Origin of the sequence: Streptococcus sp. HCA-5024, from assembly GCF_037890265.1 — a bacterium.
Classification (GTDB): domain Bacteria; phylum Bacillota; class Bacilli; order Lactobacillales; family Streptococcaceae; genus Streptococcus; species Streptococcus lingualis.
The window spans coordinates 451,080-470,621 of sequence record NZ_JBBKBR010000001.1; the positions used below are offsets into that span (position 1 = coordinate 451,080).

General features: G+C 42.2%; 17 protein-coding genes and 1 other annotated feature. Of the genes, 4 read left to right on the top strand and 13 right to left on the bottom strand.

The genetic code is table 11. From position 1 onward, the window contains the following. Window positions 1–100: 100 nt before the first annotated feature. Window positions 101–1,102 carry a tryptophan ABC transporter substrate-binding protein gene (gene trpX, locus WKT08_RS02310; protein ID WP_340279720.1) on the bottom strand — a complete coding sequence of 334 codons (1,002 nt, stop codon included), beginning with the start codon at window positions 1,100–1,102 and terminating at the stop codon, window positions 101–103. Between the two features lie 132 nt (window positions 1,103–1,234). Continuing rightward, window positions 1,235–1,466 (bottom strand) — a binding site (T-box leader). A gap of 161 nt (window positions 1,467–1,627) precedes the next feature. On the opposite strand from trpX, the gene WKT08_RS02315 reads away from it, so the two are divergent. Next, on the top strand, window positions 1,628–3,289 hold the full coding sequence (locus tag WKT08_RS02315) for an Rqc2 family fibronectin-binding protein (protein ID WP_340279721.1): 1,662 nt from the start codon (window positions 1,628–1,630) through the stop codon (window positions 3,287–3,289). A 299-nt stretch (window positions 3,290–3,588) separates the two neighbouring features. Here WKT08_RS02315 and budA read toward each other — a convergent pair whose 3' ends face one another. The 3 genes from budA to WKT08_RS02330 form a co-directional block, all read right to left on the bottom strand. Beyond that, window positions 3,589–4,305: an acetolactate decarboxylase gene (gene budA / locus WKT08_RS02320; RefSeq protein ID WP_021153550.1), complete on the bottom strand. Its 717-nt coding sequence runs from the start codon at window positions 4,303–4,305 to the stop codon at window positions 3,589–3,591. 72 nt (window positions 4,306–4,377) lie between these two features. Next, window positions 4,378–5,607, bottom strand: a complete 1,230-nt coding sequence (locus tag WKT08_RS02325; protein ID WP_340279722.1) for a tetratricopeptide repeat protein — start codon at window positions 5,605–5,607, stop codon at window positions 4,378–4,380. Then, on the bottom strand, window positions 5,597–6,772 hold the full coding sequence (locus WKT08_RS02330) for an AI-2E family transporter (RefSeq protein ID WP_340279723.1): 1,176 nt from the start codon (window positions 6,770–6,772) through the stop codon (window positions 5,597–5,599). Before WKT08_RS02330 ends, WKT08_RS02325 begins: the two co-directional genes overlap by 11 nt. A 167-nt stretch (window positions 6,773–6,939) precedes the next feature. Between WKT08_RS02330 and WKT08_RS02335 the strand changes: the two genes are divergently transcribed. Both WKT08_RS02335 and WKT08_RS02340 read left to right on the top strand, forming a co-directional pair. Next, window positions 6,940–7,950: a lactonase family protein gene (locus WKT08_RS02335; protein WP_340279725.1), complete on the top strand. Its 1,011-nt coding sequence runs from the start codon at window positions 6,940–6,942 to the stop codon at window positions 7,948–7,950. A gap of 95 nt (window positions 7,951–8,045) precedes the next feature. Beyond that, window positions 8,046–8,231, top strand: coding sequence for a hypothetical protein (locus WKT08_RS02340; RefSeq protein WP_003002861.1), 186 nt, complete (start codon window positions 8,046–8,048; stop codon window positions 8,229–8,231). A gap of 102 nt (window positions 8,232–8,333) precedes the next feature. Here WKT08_RS02340 and eno read toward each other — a convergent pair whose 3' ends face one another. After that, window positions 8,334–9,638 (bottom strand): surface-displayed alpha-enolase, encoded by a 1,305-nt coding sequence (eno, locus tag WKT08_RS02345; protein WP_031574100.1) that lies wholly within the window; start codon window positions 9,636–9,638, stop codon window positions 8,334–8,336. A gap of 211 nt (window positions 9,639–9,849) precedes the next feature. Here eno and WKT08_RS02350 point away from each other — a divergent pair, with 211 nt between their 5' ends. After that, on the top strand, window positions 9,850–10,302 hold the full coding sequence (locus WKT08_RS02350) for a DUF1694 domain-containing protein (RefSeq protein ID WP_024055076.1): 453 nt from the start codon (window positions 9,850–9,852) through the stop codon (window positions 10,300–10,302). A gap of 42 nt (window positions 10,303–10,344) precedes the next feature. On the opposite strand, the gene WKT08_RS02355 is transcribed toward WKT08_RS02350, so the two are convergent. The 8 genes from WKT08_RS02355 to WKT08_RS02390 all read right to left on the bottom strand — a co-directional run bounded on the left by WKT08_RS02355 (window position 10,345) and on the right by WKT08_RS02390 (window position 19,541). Continuing rightward, the gene (locus WKT08_RS02355; RefSeq protein ID WP_340279726.1) at window positions 10,345–11,460 is read right to left on the bottom strand and encodes a glycerate kinase; all 1,116 of its coding nucleotides are present in this window, start codon (window positions 11,458–11,460) and stop codon (window positions 10,345–10,347) included. Continuing rightward, window positions 11,445–12,113: a phosphoserine phosphatase SerB gene (serB, locus tag WKT08_RS02360; RefSeq protein ID WP_340279727.1), complete on the bottom strand. Its 669-nt coding sequence runs from the start codon at window positions 12,111–12,113 to the stop codon at window positions 11,445–11,447. Before serB ends, WKT08_RS02355 begins: the two co-directional genes overlap by 16 nt. Before the next feature lie 112 nt (window positions 12,114–12,225). Then, window positions 12,226–13,950 carry a septation ring formation regulator EzrA gene (gene ezrA / locus WKT08_RS02365; protein ID WP_340279728.1) on the bottom strand — a complete coding sequence of 575 codons (1,725 nt, stop codon included), beginning with the start codon at window positions 13,948–13,950 and terminating at the stop codon, window positions 12,226–12,228. A gap of 86 nt (window positions 13,951–14,036) precedes the next feature. Continuing rightward, window positions 14,037–15,986 carry a DNA topoisomerase (ATP-hydrolyzing) subunit B gene (gene gyrB, locus WKT08_RS02370; protein ID WP_023918630.1) on the bottom strand — a complete coding sequence of 650 codons (1,950 nt, stop codon included), beginning with the start codon at window positions 15,984–15,986 and terminating at the stop codon, window positions 14,037–14,039. Window positions 15,987–15,998: 12 nt separating this feature from the next. Next, a complete protein-coding gene (locus WKT08_RS02375; protein WP_340279729.1) occupies window positions 15,999–16,562 on the bottom strand; it encodes an HAD-IA family hydrolase in 564 nt (187 codons plus the stop codon). A 164-nt stretch (window positions 16,563–16,726) separates the two neighbouring features. Beyond that, a complete protein-coding gene (locus WKT08_RS02380) occupies window positions 16,727–17,278 on the bottom strand; it encodes a DJ-1 family glyoxalase III (RefSeq protein WP_049507689.1) in 552 nt (183 codons plus the stop codon). A 19-nt stretch (window positions 17,279–17,297) separates the two neighbouring features. Then, complete coding sequence (locus WKT08_RS02385) at window positions 17,298–18,527, bottom strand: FtsW/RodA/SpoVE family cell cycle protein (RefSeq protein ID WP_340279732.1); 1,230 nt, start codon at window positions 18,525–18,527, stop codon at window positions 17,298–17,300. Between the two features lie 33 nt (window positions 18,528–18,560). Continuing rightward, a complete protein-coding gene (locus WKT08_RS02390; RefSeq protein WP_049472428.1) occupies window positions 18,561–19,541 on the bottom strand; it encodes a YeiH family protein in 981 nt (326 codons plus the stop codon). Between the last annotated feature and the right edge of the window lies 1 nt (window position 19,542).

Genomic DNA, 19,542 nt, shown 5'->3' on the forward strand with positions numbered 1-19,542 from the left:
ACATAGCTGGTCGTGTGCACTGGTAAACATTTTTAAAGGTCACGATTTAAAGACCTGCCAAAGCAAAATTACCCTGCCATTCTTGTGATTCGTTTTCTTTTTATTTAATGACTTGTCCAGCATCTTTCAAGACAGATTCTGGAATAGTAATGCCCAATTCATCTGCGACTTTTTTATTGATGACAGATTTTCCTTGGCTAAAGATTTCAACAGGTGTATCAGCTGGTTTTTGACCTTTCAAGATCTTCGCAGCCATTTTACCAGTTGCTACTCCAAGATCATGTTGGTCGACAACGACTGAACCAAGACCACCAGCTTCTACCATAGCTGTCGCACTTGGGAAGATTGGTTTTTTAGCTGTTTTGTTAGCTTCGACAACAGTTGAGAAGGCTGATGCGATAGTATTGTCGATTGGAACCCAGATGGCATCGACTTTGCCTGACATTACAGACACGGTAGAAGCAATTTCATTTGTAGAAGGGACTGAATAAGGAACCACCTTGTAACCTGCTTTTTCAGCTAATTTTGTAAATTCTTCTACTTGCGTTTTAGAATTATCCTCACTGGTTGAGTAAAGGATCCCGATTGTTTTCACGTTTGGAGTCAACTCTTTGATCAATTTCAACTGTTGCTCAGTTGGATTGTGGTCAGATACCCCAGTGATATTGCCACCTGGTTTTTTTAAATCTTTGACCAATTTAGCACCGACCGGATCGGTGATAGCACCCATGACAATTGGTTTGTCTTTGGTTGCACTAGCCAAACCTTGAGCAGATGGAGTTGCAATCCCAATCAAGACTTGGTTATCCTTGTCTACCAATTGTTTACTCATGGTCGCAACTTTGTTTTGGTCGCCTTCTGCATTGAGGAAATCAATGTCCACTTTGTCCTTGTCATAACCTTCTTCAGCCAAACCATCTTGAATCCCCTTGTAGATCAAGTCGAGCGAAGGGTGGCTGACCAACTGCAAGACCCCAACTTTAGCCTTTTCATTGCTGCTTGCTGCCTTGTTGTCTTTGCCTGCTGTAGCTGAATAGATCGCTGTCCCAATGACTGCTGCTGCAATCAAACCAATAATTCCCATTAAACGTTTATTTTTCATTTTTAATACCTCTTCTATTTTTCATTTTCTTCTTTTTTTCCATCATCTAAAGACTGCGACGCCATCGTTTCTTCATTTCTTTTCTCCCTTCTCATCTAAAACAAAAAACACGCCCACACATAGCAAAAGCTATGTGAGGACGTGTCATCGCGGTGCCACCTCACTTATGGGAAAAGGATAGTCTCCCCCATATCTCTGTCTTGTCTAGCAACAAGTTGCACGATAAGGTGTGCCAACCGAATTTTTATTGTTTCAAATTCATCTCATCATTAGTCCAATTTCATAAACTGCCGCTACCCACTCTCAGCAACCGTGGGCTCTCTTGAAACTTTCATTTACTACTTTTCTAATTTCTTACATTTTAGAATTTTCTTTCAAAAATGTCAATACTTTTTCTGCATTTTTTTGAAAACGTTCGCATTTTCTCTTCATTTTCTATTGAACAGCTTCTAGCTTCTCTCTGGGATTTCCGCTCTAATTTTGATATAATTTACTAGAATAAACGCTAGAATGTTGAGGAATCCCATGTCTTTTGATGGATTTTTTTTACACCATATGGTGCAAGAATTGAAGGCCGAACTCTTGAGCGGTCGCATTCAAAAAATTAACCAACCTTTCGAGCAAGAATTGGTGCTCCAAATCCGAGGCAATCGGAAAAACCAAAAGCTCTTGCTCTCTGCCCATTCTGTCTTTGGACGGGTTCAACGGACCCAGACCAACTTTGAAAATCCTGCCTTTCCCAATACCTTTATTATGGTTATGCGCAAATATCTTCAGGGCGCTGTCATTGAAGGAATTGAGCAAATGGAAAACGACCGGATTCTTGAAATCCGTGTCTCCAATAAAAACGAAATTGGAGATGCCATTTCTGTCAGCTTAATGATCGAAATCATGGGCAAGCACAGTAATATTATTCTCCTAGACCGGACCAGCAATAAAATCATCGAGGCCATCAAACATGTCGGCTTCTCACAAAATAGCTACCGGACCATTCTTCCTGGATCAACCTATGTAGCCCCTCCGAAAACCGACGCGGCCAATCCTTTTACAATTGGAGATGAAGCCCTCTTCGCCCTTCTTCACAAGGAAGAGTTAAGTCCAAAGAACCTTCAAAAATGTTTCCAAGGTTTGGGGCGAGATACGGCTCAAGAATTAGCCAAGCGACTTGAGACCGATGAAAAATTAAAGACCTTCCGGACCTTTTTCAAGACACCTTCTGAGCCTCGCCTAACGACCAAATCCTTCTCGGCTATCCCCTTTGCGGATGCGACCAGTCAAAGGTTCGAAACACTTTCAGATCTGCTAGATGACTATTACCGAGACAAGGCTGAGCGCGATCGGGTGCAACAACAGGCCAGTGAATTGATCCGCAAGGTCGAAAACGATCTTGAAAAGAACCGGAAAAAATTAGCCAAACAAGAAGCCGAGTTAGCAGCGACCGACAATGCAGAAGAGTTCCGCCAAAAAGGAGAATTGCTGACAACTTTCCTCCACCAGGTACCAAACGACCAAGACCAGGTTGTCCTGGACAATTACTATACCAACGAACCCATCACCATCCAACTCAATAAGGCTCTGACCCCCAACCAAAATGCGCAACGCTACTTCAAACGCTACCAGAAGTTAAAAGAAGCCGTCAAACATTTGACCATCCTCATTCAAGAAACCAAGGAAACCATTTCTTATCTTGAAACGGTTGAAACAGCCCTTTCTCAAGCGAGCCTAGCTGAGGTGGCAGAAATTCGAGAAGAGCTAATCCAGACCGGCTTTATCAAACGGCGCAACCGCGAAAAAATTCATAAACGGAAAAAACCTGAGAAATACCTAGCTAGTGATGGAAAAACTATCATTTTAGTGGGTCGCAATAATTTACAAAACGATGAACTGACCTTTAAGATCGCTAAGAAAGATGAGCTCTGGTTCCATGCCAAAGATATCCCGGGAAGCCACGTCGTCATTACAGGAAATCTAAATCCATCCGATGAAGTGAAGACCGATGCTGCAGAGTTGGCCGCCTACTATTCCAAGGCCCGCCTCTCAAACCTGGTCCAAGTAGATATGATCGAAGCCAAGAAACTCAATAAACCAACCGGTGGAAAGCCCGGCTTTGTCACCTACACCGGCCAGAAGACTCTGCGGGTCACCCCAGAAGAAGAAAAAATCAAAGCCATGAAATTAACGGACTGATTTCAAAAATAAAAGGTTGAGCGACGCTCAACCTTTCGTGTTTAAGATAATGTTATTTAAGAAACTTTCCTTAGGTGAGAACGGACGTCAGCGAACTTCGAAGAAGTTCCATGACTTAGTTTTGAGTCTAAAGTCTCAAAACTCCCTAGTGCTTGAAATGATTATATTTCAAGCACTTTTCTCACGGCGGAAAGTTTCAATATATGTTGAATGAGCCTAAAAGTATACCTCATTTTATTTTTCAGCATACTTAGAACAGTTTGTCTACATTCTAAAAGGTTGAGCGATGCTCAACCTTTTTATTCTGCTTTATTGATGTCTTCTTTGACCTCATCAACATTGAATTTGGCAAAGAGGTACTGACGGTCTTGAACTGGGAAACGTTGATCCAGCTGATCGATAGCTCCCACCTCTACAATCCCTTCTGTGATGACAAAATCCATGACATGGCCACCAAAGGTGTGGTCATCTGAAATAAAGTGCAAATGATAACCAGCCACACTCACGCCATGGAAAATTTCTGGTGTCCAAAAACCGACGATGGTTCCAGTGACATTTTCCCGTGTATATTCTGGCTGATGGGTTGCAACCTCTGCAAACTTCATCTCTGGTGTTGATTTTGGAATCATACGGACATGCATCTTGGCAAAGTCACCACGAATCTTAATGGAGCGGAAAAGATTTTCCCCATCGTAATAAGATTCAATACGGGCTTCCAATTCCTCGTCCGTCATTTCAAAGCGTTGGCGGAAAATGACTTCTGCTTGGTGAGGGACGACTGCTGCATAGGGAACCTTGGCATCCGGAGAAACTTCGACTATTTCAGGATGGTCCCCTGATCCCTTGGCCTGATATGCCTTACCATCTAATACGATCAACTCTCCATCAATAGAATCAAGCGTCCCAACTCCTAGATCTCCGTGTTCCAAGAGTTCTCCAATCGTAAATGAACCCCCATACAGACCCGCCATTAGGGCACCTAAGGTATTGTATTGAAAAAGTTTCACTGGTTCCATGTTTTTCTCTCCTCATTCTATCTTCTACCAGTATACCACAAACTATTCCGAATCTTCACGATATGGTTTTGATTAGAGGCTATCATAGAGGGTTTGCATCTGTACATCGTCTGGTACGATCGCCAAATACTGATTAGCCACTTCACGCGCCTTCGTCACATCTCCAGCCTCACGCAACAAATAAACATAGGCTTCGAGGAATTCTGGGTTGTCCTTTAAGTCCTCATAGAGCTCTTGGTAGGCTAAGACGGCCTCTTCTGATTTCTCCAAGGCAGCCAAGGCACGGGCAATGTTCCACCGGGTAACAACTGTTTCGACTTCTTCATTTTGCCAATCCAAGACTTGGTCAAAGCGTTCCTGTTCCAAATAAAGGGTGGTCAGGCGAAGAGCAATCTCTTCTATATCATCTGCCACTTCTTTAGCCTCTAATAGATAAGCTTCTGCTTGCTCAGGCTGGTGGAGTTCATAAGAAAGCTGAGAAGCAAGGAGCTTCAATTGGGCATCAAATGGATTCTTCTGGATCCCTTGTTTAGAAATCTCAAGTGCTTTTTCACGGTCATTTTCAGCCTGTAAAGCCAAAGCATAACCATACTCATAACCCTCAAAATCAGGCGACAAGGTATCAATTTGTTTGTAGTAGATCAGGGCTTTTTGGAATTCTTCTTGGTCAGACAATAAGGTCGCTAATTCGTAAGCAATCTGGTCATCAAACTCAATCTCCAGAGCTTTCTCTAAGAAGGGAACAGCTGCTTCAAATTTACCAAGATTGGCATAGGCAAAACCAATTCGTTGATAGGTGGAAATTCCTGTTGCTTCCAAAATCTCCCGATTGTCTAACTGGGCATACTCTTGGATAGCCTCTTGGTAGCGTTCCAATTCCAGATCAATTTCAGCTAGTCCTAATTGAATGATGGGATCATCAGACAGACGGGCTGCTTCAACTAATTTTTCACGCGCCACATCTGCTAGGCCTTCCATCTGATAGAGATCCGCCTTAACCAAGAGACTGGCCACATACCAGTTAGAGTCTGGCTCAATTTCTTCTAAATAAGCAAAGGCCTCTTCCGTTTGGCCTTCCTCTGCAAGGATGGTTGCCAAACTTAGATACACTTCTGGATAGGTTTCTGCAATCTGTTCATAGATCTCTTTTGCCTGAGGGTAAAAACCGATACTTTCAAGATATTGACCTAAATCCAATAATTGCGCTTCACTATCTTCTAACAAAGCCTGTTGAAATTGAACTTCTGCCTCTTCTAGCTCTTGCCGATCGAGAGCCTCTACCATTTGTTGACTATGACTCACTGTGTGTTTCCTCTTCTACTTCATTGTGTTCTTCATACAAGCCACTGACGACCTTATACCATTCAAAGATAGCTCCGATCACCACCTTAGCAGATGCATAGACTGGAATTCCAAGGAAAACTCCCCAGATTCCAAACATAGATCCTGATGTCAAGAGCACAAATAAAATGGTAATTGGATGGATATTTAACTGGCTTCCCAAAACCAAAGGTGATACAAAACGTCCTTCAATGGTTTGCTCCACCGCAAATACAATCAAGACCTTAATAAACATCTCTGGTCCTGCTACCAAGCCCAATACTAAGGCAGGTAACATGGCTAAGAAACTACCCAAGTAAGGGATCAAATTCAAGATTCCCGCAGAGATCCCCAGTGTCACCGCATAGCGCAAACCAATGATCTTAAAGAAGACGATGAACATAATAGCGACGACAATGGCTACCGTAATTTGCCCTCGAACGTAGTTGGAGAGTTGGGTGTTGACATCTGAGAGAACTTGTTCAGCCGGTTTACGAATCTTAGTCGGTAAGAAGCGAACAATGTGGCCCTTTAAATTTTTTCCATCTCGAAGAAGATAAAAGACAATAAAAGGCATGATGATCAAGGCAACAATGACTTGCGAAGCCACTCCAATCAAGTTGCTGACCCAATTGACAGCCCGCCCAGAGATCGAACTGGCCCAAGAAGTAATGTTTGCAGACAATTCCTTGGTGATCTCATCTAACTGGGGTTTGATATCAGAGGAGACGCGATTATCTAGAAAATCATCGATGGTTGCATTGGCCTTTTCCAAATAAGTTGGCAAGTTATGAAAGAAACTCACCACTTGTCGTTGGACGGATGGAATCACTACAGCTAGACCCCAAATTAAAAGCACTGCAATCAAGAAAAAGACGAAGGAAATCGCAAAAATCCGCTTGAGTCCTTTTCTTTCAAGAAAGTCAACAATAGGGTTGAGCAGGTAATAGAACAAACCAGAGATAATAACAGGCAGCATGACGGCTCCTGCAAACTCAAAAATAGGAATAAAAATAAAGGTGATTTTACTCAAAACCAAAAGGTTCAAGCCCAACAGCAAGGTAACTAAAAATACGGTAATGGCCTTGTTGTCTAAAAACCATCTAAAAAACCAGGACAAACTAAACTGTTTTTCTTTATTATCCACAGAGAACTCCTTTTCATTTCAATCTGTTTCTATTTTAGCATTTTTTGAGCTTGAAGTTACGAAAAAACTGGCAAAATCAGAAAGAAAGGCCTCCCCTTTTCAACTAGCAATTGCCTTCCAATAGGACCTTTGATATAATAAACCTAACAAATCATACGAGGTGACCTATGTCTCAAACCATTTATTTCGGTACCTATACCAAAAAAGAATCCAAAGGAATTTACAAGGCACAATTTGACCCTGAAACAGGGACATTGAGCCAACTTGAACTAGTTGCAGCTGAACCCAATCCAACCTATATCGCTTTTTCTGAAAAAGGAAACCTCTACAGTGTCGGAGCTGAAGAGGGTAAAGGAGGAATCGCAAGCTTTACAGCTGATTTTCAGCCACTCAATCACGTTGTTGAAGAGGGGGCGCCACTCTGCTATGTCTCTGTCGATGACAAGCGTCAACTGGTCTATGGAGCCAACTATCACAAAGGCCAAGTTCTCGTATATCAGCTAGAGGCAGATGGGCGTTTGTCCTTTGTCGATCAAGACACCCACCAAGGAAGTGGTCCTCATGCCAATCAAGCAAGTCCACATACCCACTATGCAGACCTTACGCCAGATCAGTACTTAATCACGTGTGACCTAGGAACTGATAGTTTGCATGTCTATGATGTCAGTGAGGAAGGAAAACTGACCCTGATCAATCAGTATCAAACAGCTCCAGGGGCAGGACCTCGTCACCTGGTATTTCATCCTCACTATAAGACTGCCTATCTCATCAATGAATTAAATGCTACGATCGATGTACTCTTTTATGACGGTATGGGTGAATTCGAACACTTCCAAACTGTTTCCACACTTCCATCAGACTACGATGGTCAAAAATGGGCTTCTGCAATCAAGCTCTCAGCTGATGGAAAATTTCTCTATGCATCTAACCGTGCTCATAATTCCATCGCTGTCTTCAAAGTTGTGGCTGATGGTAGCCTAGAACTGATTGAAATTGTTCCAAGTCAAGGGCTCAATCCACGTGATTTTACGCTTAGTCCTGATCAAAACTATTTGATCGCAGTCCATCAAGATTCACCTAATGCCACCGTCTTCAAACGAGATTCTGCTAGCGGAAAATTGACCCTTCTATCCGACGACTTCTATATTCCAGAGGCCGTTTGTACGGTTTTTCATTAAGTCGTTTTAGTTGTCAAACCTCTAAAAAAATGATTAAATAGATGAGAAAAAGGCGCGAGCCTGACTTCACAACTTATATTTTAGGAGACTTTAACATGAATCCATTGGACTTATTTAACCAAGTGAAAGAAATGATCGAAAAGAAAGATTTCGACGCTGCAAAGAAATTTGTTGATGATAACAAAGACAACCTCGGTGACTACCTTGAACAAGCAAAAGGGCTTGTTTCTGGAAATGAAATGGTCAGCGGTGCCTTGGACAAAATCAAAGGCTTGTTCTAATAAGACGATTCCTCAACGCTGTAGTTGAGGAGTTTTTGTTTGGCTCGATAACAAAAAAATCCTTGAGAAAACTCAAGGATCTTTTTAGTCTAGTAAACTAGCTTATTTCTTAAGGTTGTAGAATGATTTCAATCCACGGTATTCAGCTACTTCACCAAGTTGATCTTCGATGCGAAGCAATTGGTTGTATTTAGCGATACGGTCTGTACGTGAAAGTGAACCAGTCTTGATTTGTCCTGCGTTTGTTGCAACTGCGATATCAGCGATTGTTGAATCTTCAGTTTCACCTGAACGGTGTGATACAACGGCAGTGTAACCAGCTTCTTTCGCCATTTCGATAGCGTCGAATGTTTCAGTAAGAGTACCGATTTGGTTAACTTTGATAAGGATTGAGTTAGCAGCACCTTCTTCGATACCACGTGAAAGATAGTCAGTGTTTGTTACGAAGAAGTCGTCACCAACCAATTGAACTTTACCACCAAGACGTTCAGTAAGAGCTTTCCAACCGTCCCAGTCGTTTTCATCCATACCATCTTCGATAGTGATGATAGGGTATTTGTCAACCAATCCTTCAAGGTAAGCGATTTGTTCTTCAGCAGTACGAACAGCAGCGCCTTCACCTTCAAATTTAGTGTAATCGTAAACTTTGCGTTCTTTATCGTAGAATTCTGATGATGCACAGTCAAATCCGATAAATACGTCTTTACCTGGAACATAACCAGCAGCTTCGATAGCAGCGATGATAGTTTCTACACCATCTTCAGTTCCGTCGAAACGAGGAGCGAATCCACCTTCGTCACCAACGGCAGTTTCAAGACCACGACCTTTAAGGATTTTCTTAAGTGCGTGGAAGATTTCAGCACCCCAACGAAGAGCTTCTTTGAATGTAGGTGCACCAGCAGGTACGATCATGAATTCTTGGAAAGCGATTGGAGCATCTGAGTGAGATCCACCATTGATGATGTTCATCATTGGAGTTGGAAGAACTTTAGTGTTGAATCCACCAAGGTAGCTGTAAAGTGGGATTTCAAGGTAGTCAGCAGCAGCACGAGCTACAGCGATAGACACACCAAGGATTGCGTTTGCTCCCAATTTACCTTTGTTAGGAGTACCGTCAAGAGCGATCATAGCACGGTCGATAGCTTGTTGATCACGTACATCATAGCCGATGATTGCTTCAGCAATAATGTTGTTTACGTTGTCAACAGCTTTTTGAGTACCAAGACCACCGTAACGAGATTTGTCACCGTCACGAAGTTCAACTGCTTCGTGTTCACCAGTAGAAGCTCCTGATGGAACCATACCACGTCCATGAGCACCTGATTCAGTATATACTTCTACTTCAAGTGTTGGGTTACCGCGTGAGTCTAGGACTTCGCGAGCGTAAACATCAGTAATAATTGACATTTCTTACTCTCCTTATTGAGTTATATTTTTTACTCCTCTATCATATCGTAATTAGGCTATTTTTTCAAGAAAAAACAAGGAAATCTACGAAAATTGAGAAGTTTTTAACAAGAAAACGGTTCCACTGCCTTATTTTCTTCCATTTCCCTTCCTTATTTAATTTTTTAGCATTCTTCTACTCTTCTGCTGCGCTTTATGCTATACTAAGCTTATGACAGATATTAATAAAACGATTTTAGAAAAAGCTGCTGGTCCTACTCGATTCAATCCGGATGAGCAGCGTCGATTTTTGGAGACGTATGAGGAACGGGTGATTGCTTCATGCACCTTGGAGGAGGCAAGGGACAAGATGTACCTGGAGCAGTATTCGACAATCCTCACTGATATTTCAGAGCGCTTTCAACCTATTTTGGTCAAGATCTCTCCAGCTTTAGACGAAAGCAGCCAGCTACAATATTTGAAAAAAACCAAGGACCTTGGCTTGGTAGCGAGCATCGTTTCGGATGACTGTCGCCATTCCCCCTTTGGTCTCATCATCCATACTGACCACCCATCTGGAATTTCTCCAACAGATATGAGTCTCCAGTATCCAAATTTGTTTGAAAAGAAAGAAGAGACTGCCAGTCCAGAAAAGAAATCATTTTGGAAACGTCTCTTTAGCTAAAGAAAAACCAATGGAAGGGAACATCTCCTTTCCATTGGTTTTTTAGTTTGCTTTTATTTTTAAAAGGTTCCCAATATTTCGAGCACAGGAAATCAGATTCCTTTCAGCATGAGCGAGTGCATCTGCTACCTCACAAGGAACAGGTACGATAGAGAAGGCAGCTTCAATGTGATGACTAGGAAAAGCAGGCAAATCGTCCGCTAAGCTACCACAAATAGCAAGCACTGGGATCTTCTCTGGTGTTCGTTTGGCTACCCCGACAGGAGCTTTTCCAGACAAAGATTGGAGGTCCATCCTACCTTCTCCCACGACGACCAGATCCGCTTTTTGAACCTTACGATCGAAGTCGATTAGATCCAAACTTTTCTCAATTCCTGAGGAAATCTGACCTCCCGCAAAAGCGACCAAGCCTGCTGCCATGCCACCTCCAGCTCCGGCGCCAGCCATGGATAAAATTCGGGCATCTGCTAGCTGGTAAAAATCCTGCATAGCCTGGTCGACAGCTGGAAACAGAAGGAGATTCAAACCCTTTTGCCCGCCAAAGATATAGGTTGCTCCTTGACTGCCACAGAGAGGATTGGTGACATCCGTTAAGACCTGGAGCTCGATGTCTTGTAAAGCTTTTGGAACCGCACTGGTATCTATTCTATCCACACGACCGATCGAAGCACCTACCGGACGAAGCAGATGACCTTGGTCATCATAGAAGGCTACCCCTAGTCCGGCTGCCATCCCAATCCCGCCATCATTGGTAGCTGAACCACCAATTCCCACACAGATCGTTTTAACCCCTTGGTCAACCAATTGCAAAATCAGTTCACCAATTCCTCGTGTCTCTAGTTCTAGTGGATTGCGTTTTTCAGCTGGGATAGAGCCTAAGCCAACAAGAGAGGCCATCTCAAAAAATGCCATCTCATCTTTTTGGTAGTAAGCCATTGAAACAGGCTTCCCAAATGGTCCTGTTACCTGAGTATGCTTCTTGGTTAAATTCAGAACGCCAGCGAGTGTATCCATGGTTCCTTCGCCACCATCCCCTATGGGAAGGAGGTCAAAAGTTGCATCTGGTAGAGCCTCTTGAAATCCTTTTTTTAAGGCTTCTGCTACTTGTTTGGCGGATAAGGATTCTTTAAATGAATCCGGTGCTAGTAGGATATGCATGCTGTTTCCTTTCTATGCTGGTCTAGAATTTCAAGAACTAGGCTTAAATCCCTCTTCTCGATACGATATGGGGCTCGCTCAGCGACGATTGGCTTAGCCATAAAGGCAATCCCGATACCGGCTGTTTCAATCATGGGAAGATCATTGGCACCATCTCCCATAGCAATCGTCTGACTTCGTGGGACATGATTTTCTTTCGCCCACGTCAGGAGAGACTCTTTTTTCCTTTCAGGTGTGATTATCCCACCGAGGACTTTCCCTGTCAAACGGCCATCAGAAGCCTCTAAATGATTTGCTAGGACTAGATCAATTCCTAAAGACCTCGCAATAGGGTCGATGACTTCATGAAATCCCCCGGAAACAAGACCAACCTTGTAACCTCTTTGATGTAGTTCCGTGATTAATGTTTCAGCACCCGGCGTGACTTCCATCTGCTCCAAAATTTTCGGAAAGATAGAGGTCTCTAACCCCTTCAATAAAGCAACACGCGCCTCTAAAGATGCTGAAAAATCCAGCTCCCCTTTCATCGCTTGTGCTGTAATCTCTGCCACTTTTTCTCCCACGCCAGCTTCTTGAGCTAGTAGATCAATCCCTTCCTGTCGGATCAAGGTTCCATCTACATCCATAACGAGGAGACCTGTTACTTCTTTCATCGCTTTCCTTTCTTATTTCTCCCTTACTATACAAAAATAGGGTTTAAATTTCAAGTTTCAATGATGATTTGAAGATAAAAAAATGACCTCCTAAAAGGTCATTTTTCTGTTATTAGAAGCGAATTTGCTCCCGAGTTTTTTCGTATGAAGTAACAAAGCGATCAGTTACGCCAGCTTCTACCATTTCCAAAGCATCTGAGATCACCTTAAAGGAAGCTGCATAGTCATATTCTCTTTCGAAAATATAAAGGGATTCATCAAAAGCTGCTTGCACATGATCATCAAATGAACGGTAACGGTTCGAGTATTGCAATAACTGCTCGGTTAAAGTAGCATTTTGTACAATTCGATAAGTCGCTTCTTCCAATTCATTCATATCATTTGTCAAAATATCTAACAAACGATTGGTTGACTCGATGTTGATTTTATCCCCTTCCAACTCATCCATCAAAGCCTCTGTATTGTTGCTTGCTGTGAAGAATAATTCCAAGAATTCTTGAGGGATTCCTGGCAAGTTTCGCTTGTCCATATAGCGTTTAATGGCATGCAAACGGTTGGCATAGATGTTAACTTTTTGGCGAGCATTGGCATCGTCTTTTTCAACTTTTGAAAGGGAATCACTCAAGCCGATTTGCTCATCTTCGATTTCTTTCAAGCGAGCCTCAATAGCTTCTAACTCTTCTTCTACGATAGAATAAGCTTTTTGTGTTTCAGATGAATCTTTCAAGGCATCTTCTACCACATTTTCTTGTGAAGATAGCTCAGCTTCCAACTCTTTTAACTGTTGGCTGAAGCTTTCATTCAAGACGAATGTTTTACCAAGGCGTTCCACTTCTGCTGCAAGGTTGCTATTGTTATCTTTTGCGTGTTTCAAATAGCCAGGCAGTTGTTTCACTAACTTCTTCACAACTTTTTGTGATTCAATTTCACGAGTAAAGATGTGATACAATGCATCGATTTCTTCTTGAATTTGTTCATTTTCGTAAATGGCATTGTCCAATTCAAGGGCGGATACATTTGCCATATTGTTCTTCAAGGAAGCATGCAACTGTTGGAAACGAGATTCAATATCTGTTTCAGTGAAGTGGTAGCCAGATTCCAAAAGCTTGCGGTAGCCACTTTCCAAATCCTCTAATTGGTCTGGAAGTTTTGCTTGAAGGGCAGTGACAATTTCTGGCACTCGCTCAACAATTTGTTTTAAGGCTACAATATGATTTTCAGCTGTATCAAGGATTTCAGCCGCTTCAACAGGGTCACCTGAAGAATTCAAGGTTACAAATTGTGAGAACTCAGATTGAATATTTCCAATTTGTTTTTCAATTTCAGGAAGCGCACTGCCATAACGATCTGGGTCTGAAGTGACTTCTTTTTGAAGTTCTTCAAACATATCCAAGGCATGAACCACACGACCGCTATTCTTTTGTTCCTGCTCTTCCAGATCAGAAAGGGCTTTGCGAATCGCCTTGATATCTTCGTCGATCAATTGGATCTGACTTTCGATATTGTCAATGGCTTGTTTAGCCTTCATGAAACGGAAAGAATTATTATAGCCTTCCGCTTCAAACAGATTGTTTTCAATATCAGCAAATGAATTTAAGGATAAATCTACCCATTTTTGATTCCATTCACGAAATGCAACTTGACTTTGACCAATCAAATGCATGTTTTTTACGGCCTCTACTTCATCGTTGACCGGAAGGTTGTATAACTTTTCTTTTCGTTCTTCCAGTGCTGCCAGTAAGGCTTCATTTCGTTTTCTCAAAATGACTGCAACCACATATCCTACAATCAAGATAAGGGCGACAATAAAGATGAGAACAATTAGTCCACTAGACATATAAAAACTCCTTCATCGTATTACTTGAACGTAATCCTAGTAATTATACCATAAAATATCCATTAATGGGAAGCGTTCGGTGAATTTTATACATCGAGTGTACTATATTCAGCGTTTTCTTCGATAAATTCACGACGTGGTTCCACACGGTCCCCCATCAACATATCAAAGATCTTATCTGCTTCCGCAGCATCGTCTACTGATACTCGTGCCATCAAGCGGTGTTCTGGATTCATGGTTGTTTCCCATAATTGGTGATCATCCATTTCTCCAAGACCTTTATAGCGTTGGATGGTTGGTTTTGAGCGACCTTCTGAATAACGTTCCAAAGCTGCAGCTAATTCAGCTTCTTGGTTGGCACCAGGTTGGATATATTCTTTGATTTCACTACCGACTTTGACCCCATAGATTGGTGGTTGCGCGATGTAAACATATCCCGCTTCCAAGACTGGTTTCATATAGCGATAGATCAAGGTCAATAGAAGGGTTCGGATATGAGCGCCATCGACATCGGCATCGGTCATGATCACTAATTTTTGATAACGCGCTTTTGTAACATCAAATTCGGCACCAAATCCAGTTCCCATAGCAGTAAATAAACTACGGATCTCTTCATTGGCTAGAATTTTGTCCATACTTGCTTTTTCAACGTTCAAGATCTTACCACGGATTGGGAGAATCGCTTGGAATTCCCGATTTCGACCAGATTTTGCAGATCCTCCGGCTGAATCCCCTTCGACGATAAAGAGTTCTGTTTCTTGTGGATTGTTTGAAGAACAATCTGCCAATTTACCAGGTAGGTTGGAAATCTCAAGCCCTGATTTCTTACGGGTTACCTCACGCGCTCGCTTAGCAGCCACGCGAGCTTTCGCTGCTAAAATCCCTTTTTCGACGATTTTCTTAGCAATTTGCGGATTTTCCAAAAGGAAATCAGAAAAGGCATCACTAAAGAGTCGATTGGTAATCTTAACAACTTCTGAATTTCCAAGTTTGGTCTTGGTTTGTCCTTCAAACTGTGGATTTGGATGTTTAACCGAGATCACTGCTGTTAAGCCTTCTCGAACATCTTCCCCAGTTAGATTGTCTTCGTTTTCTTTTAAGAGTTTATTTTTCTTAGCATAATCATTGATCACACGAGTGAGAGCTGTACGGAAGCCCTGTTCATGCGTTCCACCTTCATGGGTATGAATGTTATTCGCAAAACTCATGACCGTCTCATGGTAGCCTGTGGTATATTGCATAGCTACTTCAACTGTAATATCATCCATTTCACCATCTGTGTAGATTGGTTTTTCAAAGATGACATCTTTGTTTTCATTGATGTATTCAACGTAACTAGAGATCCCACCTTCGTAGTGGTAATGCTTTTCTTGCTCTAAGCCTTCTCGCTTATCCGTCAAAGAAATACGCAAGCCACGATTCAAAAAGGCTAATTCTTGAATCCGTTTATTTAATTTTTCAAAATCATACTCGGTGGTTTCCGTGAAGATTTCTGGGTCTGGAATAAAGTGGACGGTTGTCCCTGTCCGATCTGTCTCCCCGATGACTTTCAAATCATCCACAACGTGTCCACGTCGATACTCTTGGTAATGGATACTGCCATTTTTATAGACGCGAACATCGAGGGATGTGGAGAGGGCGTTGACGACGGATGATCCTACCCCGTGAAGACCACCAGAAACCTTGTAGCCGCCTCCGCCGAATTTTCCTCCTGCGTGAAGTACGGTAAAGACAGTTTCGACGGCAGGTCGACCTGTCTTTTCTTGGATATCCACTGGGATCCCACGACCATCATCGACAACCGTGATCGAATTATCTGCTTCAATGAAAACTTCAATATGGCTAGCAAAACCAGCTAAGGCTTCGTCAATCGAGTTATCTACGATTTCCCAGACCAGATGATGAAGACCTTCTTTTGAGGTAGAACCAATATACATTCCCGGACGCATCCGAACGGCTTCTAGTCCTTCCAAGACCTGAATCTGACTGGCATCATATTCTTGCGCTTGAATTTCTTGCTGTTTATCCTCTGTCATAATTTCCCTTTTCTATTCAAATATAAACTGGTGTAAGTGTGGCATGGAATCAAATAAATAGGTCGAAAGCCCTGCAGCCTTTCCAGCTTCTATATCGATTGGACGATCTCCGATGACCAGACCGTCTTGAATACCATATTTTTCCTTCAAATAAAGCATAGAGGCTGGGTCTGGTTTTCGAGGAAAGCCCTCGTCTGCCGTTACAATCTCCGTAAAGTAGGGTGCAATGCCTGTCTGTTCAATAAGGGTCAAAACTTGGCGATCCCGATGAGATACCAAAAAATGGCGTCCTCCATGTACTTGAATCTCTTCTAGTAACTCTTTTGCTCCATCAAATAAAACCGGATCTTGCAAACCTAAGGCTTCTTTTTTCTTGTATTCCGTACGAAAATTAGGAATATGAGGCGCAAAGGTATGGATAGCATCCTGTGTTGAGATTTTTAACGCTGCATAAACAGAATCATGATCGGCTTGGATGTGAAAGTCCTTCAATGTCGCTACAAAGGCATTTGTGGACGTTTCGTAATTATCCAATAGCGTCCCACCAAGATCCCATATAAAATCATGATAATTCATAGTCAATATTATACCACAAATGGACAAAAAAAATAAGCTAAAACCCTCATTTAGGGGGGATTTTAGCCATTTTTTACGGTCATTTCATTTTAAATCAAATAAAACTCTTTTCACACTATAATAATGATCTATCACCAGAAACCGTTGTGTCCAAAAGAGCCCTTTTATGCACCTCCAAAGACGTCCTGATAGAGCATTCCTTGCCGAAGGCTTTGGGCATCTCCTCCAAAATGATCCACCAAGGCATAAGCTAAGGCTAGGGCTGTTGAAGGACCACGACTGGTGAGAAGATTACCGTCTTTCACCACTGTTTCTTTCTGATAATGGCCATCTTGAATCTCTTCTTCAAAGCCATCGTAACACGTATAGTGTTTATCTTTTAAGAGACCTGCACGCGCCAAAACAATGGGGGCAGCACAAATTGCAGAGATGGTTTTTCCTTTGCTACTTTCTTCCTGAAGGGCTGTGATCAATTCTGCATTGTCCCTCAAATTCGCTGCTCCTGGCATCCCACCTGGCAAGAAGATTCCATCATAATCTGACAGGTCTCCATTCCAAAGGCGATCTACTTCCACTGTAATTTGGTGAGAACCCGTGACTGTTTCTTCCATACCAATGAGGTCGCAGTCAATCTCAGCACGTCTCAAAACATCGACAATGGTCAAGGCTTCAATTTCTTCAAAACCGTTTGCTAAAATCGTTGCTACTTTTTTCATTTTCATTCCTTCTTTCTAACTATTGTGCCTTTTTAAGGACTACTTTTTTACGGATTGGAACCTCTTCTTCTAGCCCTTTCTTTTTACTACTATGATTATATATTGAGAGTACTAGACCAATACCAATCAGATTACTAATAATAGAGGAACCTCCTTGTGAGATAAAGGGGAGAGGAATCCCCGTCAAGGGGAGAAGGCCCGTTACCGCTCCGACATTTTCAAAAATATGAAAGACCAGCATCATAATAAATCCTATGGAAATATAGGTATAAAATTGGTTGTTGGACTGGAGGGTGATTTTTAAAATACGGTAAATCAGGGTCACATATAAAATCAACAGCACAAGAGCTCCAACAAAGCCAAAGTCTTCTGCTACTACTGTAAAAATCATATCACTTTCCCTTACGGGAACCAATAAATTAGAGACATTAAATCCTTGACCAAAGAGGCCACCACTGGCAATGGCTAGCTGTCCTTGCGCCTGCTGGTAGGTGGTTGTTTGTGCATAGTCAAAAGGATTTAACCAGGCTAAAATACGGTTCATTTGGTAGGTTGGCATCCCTACTTGCTGGTGCAGAAAAGCCCGACCCCCTTCTGATAGAAAGAGAAAGAGAAAGCCTGCTAACCCACCTGCTAGAAGCAAGATGACCGGCAAGATTATTTTCCAAGAAACTCCTGAAACGAGCACTAAGCCCGCAAAGATGGCCAAGAATACTAAGGCCGTTCCCAAGTCCTGCTGGAGGGCCAATAAGGCAAAGACCGGAATTGTATAGATGGTCAACTCTAGAATTAAAAACCAATCTTGTCGTAACAATCGCTCACGCCCCTTATTTCTTTGTAAAAATCGAACAATAGAACGTGACAGCATCAGGATGAAGGGAATCTTCATAAATTCTGAAGGCTGAAATAAGGTGATGTTTCCATAAGCTACCCAGTTTTTAGCTCCTGTTGAAGCCACCAAGTTTGGATTATAAAAAACAAGAGGAAGAACCATCAAGGCCAAGCCTAGTAGGTAAAGAAAGGGAGTGATTTTCCAAAGAAATTTCGTACTAAAAATCGTCACAATCAGGCAAATGATACATCCCACACCAATCCAGGCTAATTGCTGCCCCAAAAAAGGCCACACCATTTGGGGATAATCATGAGAAACTGCCACATAAACGGATAAGATCCCTATCATAAGTAGTGTGAAGACAATTCCAATGATCGAATAATCCAGGTGGATCGTCCAAAAATGATTTTTCTTCATTCACATTCCTTTCTGTGAGAATCATCAAATTAATTAATAGAACAACATCTGTAGAATCAAGCTAGATCCTGCCACACAGAACCAAGCAATCAAACCTACCAGAAGGGGGGCTGCTCCTGCCGCACGGAACTGTTTCCAAGAAACCTTGCTTCCGATTCCAACCAAGGCCATGGCCATAAAGAGGTGAGAAAGGTCATTTAGGTAAGGTAGGACCACTTTAGGTACCAGGCCAATAGAAGAAAGAATGGAAGCCACAATAAACCAGATAATAAACCAAGGAATAATTTTCTTTAACATTCCTTTGTTTCTTCCTTGTTGTTTACTCCTATACCATTTTAAACCGATCAAGCCCAAACAAACTGGTACAATCATCAGGGCGCGTGTTAACTTAACAATTGTAGCCATTTGCCCCGCTGCTTTACTGTAAGAAAATGCTGCTGCTACAACAGATGACGTATCGTTAATGGCTGTTCCTGACCAGAGGCCAAATTGGAAATTAGACATATGCCATAAATGCCCTAATACTGGAAAGATAAAGACAGCCAAAATGTTGAAGAAGAAGATAGTTGACATAGATAGGGCAATTTCCTCTTCGTCTGCTTCAATGATCGGAGCTGCTGCTGCAATAGCAGATCCACCACAAATAGCTGTACCAAACCCAATTAAGGTCCGTAGATGAGATTTCAGGTGGAAGACTCTCCCAAAAATAATCGCTGCAAGAAAGGCAACGGTTATCGTCGGCAGACTAATCTTTAAAGAAGATAAACCTGTAGAGGCAACTGTCGCAATGGGCAAGCTAAATCCCATGAAGATAATCGAATACTGCAACAATTTCTTACCGGACCAGTTCAAGCCTGGTCGTGAATTCTCCGGCAAATCCACAAATTCATTAAGGACAATTCCTAAAATTAAGGCAAAAACACTGGAGCCAATAATGGGAAAGAAAGTTCCCAACAACATAGCACAAAGTGCCAGTACAAATGCAATTGCAAGTCCAAATCCTTTATTTTTCATT

Bases quoted from the DNA above. Each gene is read 5' to 3' on its own strand.
- WKT08_RS02340 (WP_003002861.1), top strand. From the start codon at position 8,046: ATGAATCCATTGGACTTATTTAACCAAGTGAAAGAAATGATCGAAAAG.
- eno (WP_031574100.1), bottom strand. From the start codon at position 9,638: ATGTCAATTATTACTGATGTTTACGCTCGCGAAGTCCTAGACTCACGC.
- ezrA (WP_340279728.1), bottom strand. From the start codon at position 13,950: ATGTCTAGTGGACTAATTGTTCTCATCTTTATTGTCGCCCTTATCTTG.
- WKT08_RS02390 (WP_049472428.1), bottom strand. From the start codon at position 19,541: ATGAAAAATAAAGGATTTGGACTTGCAATTGCATTTGTACTGGCACTT.
- WKT08_RS02385 (WP_340279732.1), bottom strand. From the start codon at position 18,527: ATGAAGAAAAATCATTTTTGGACGATCCACCTGGATTATTCGATCATT.
- WKT08_RS02355 (WP_340279726.1), bottom strand. From the start codon at position 11,460: ATGCATATCCTACTAGCACCGGATTCATTTAAAGAATCCTTATCCGCC.
- WKT08_RS02380 (WP_049507689.1), bottom strand. From the start codon at position 17,278: ATGAAAAAAGTAGCAACGATTTTAGCAAACGGTTTTGAAGAAATTGAA.
- budA (WP_021153550.1), bottom strand. From the start codon at position 4,305: ATGGAACCAGTGAAACTTTTTCAATACAATACCTTAGGTGCCCTAATG.
- WKT08_RS02315 (WP_340279721.1), top strand. From the start codon at position 1,628: ATGTCTTTTGATGGATTTTTTTTACACCATATGGTGCAAGAATTGAAG.
- trpX (WP_340279720.1), bottom strand. From the start codon at position 1,102: ATGAAAAATAAACGTTTAATGGGAATTATTGGTTTGATTGCAGCAGCA.
- WKT08_RS02350 (WP_024055076.1), top strand. From the start codon at position 9,850: ATGACAGATATTAATAAAACGATTTTAGAAAAAGCTGCTGGTCCTACT.
- gyrB (WP_023918630.1), bottom strand. From the start codon at position 15,986: ATGACAGAGGATAAACAGCAAGAAATTCAAGCGCAAGAATATGATGCC.
- serB (WP_340279727.1), bottom strand. From the start codon at position 12,113: ATGAAAGAAGTAACAGGTCTCCTCGTTATGGATGTAGATGGAACCTTG.
- WKT08_RS02375 (WP_340279729.1), bottom strand. From the start codon at position 16,562: ATGAATTATCATGATTTTATATGGGATCTTGGTGGGACGCTATTGGAT.
- WKT08_RS02335 (WP_340279725.1), top strand. From the start codon at position 6,940: ATGTCTCAAACCATTTATTTCGGTACCTATACCAAAAAAGAATCCAAA.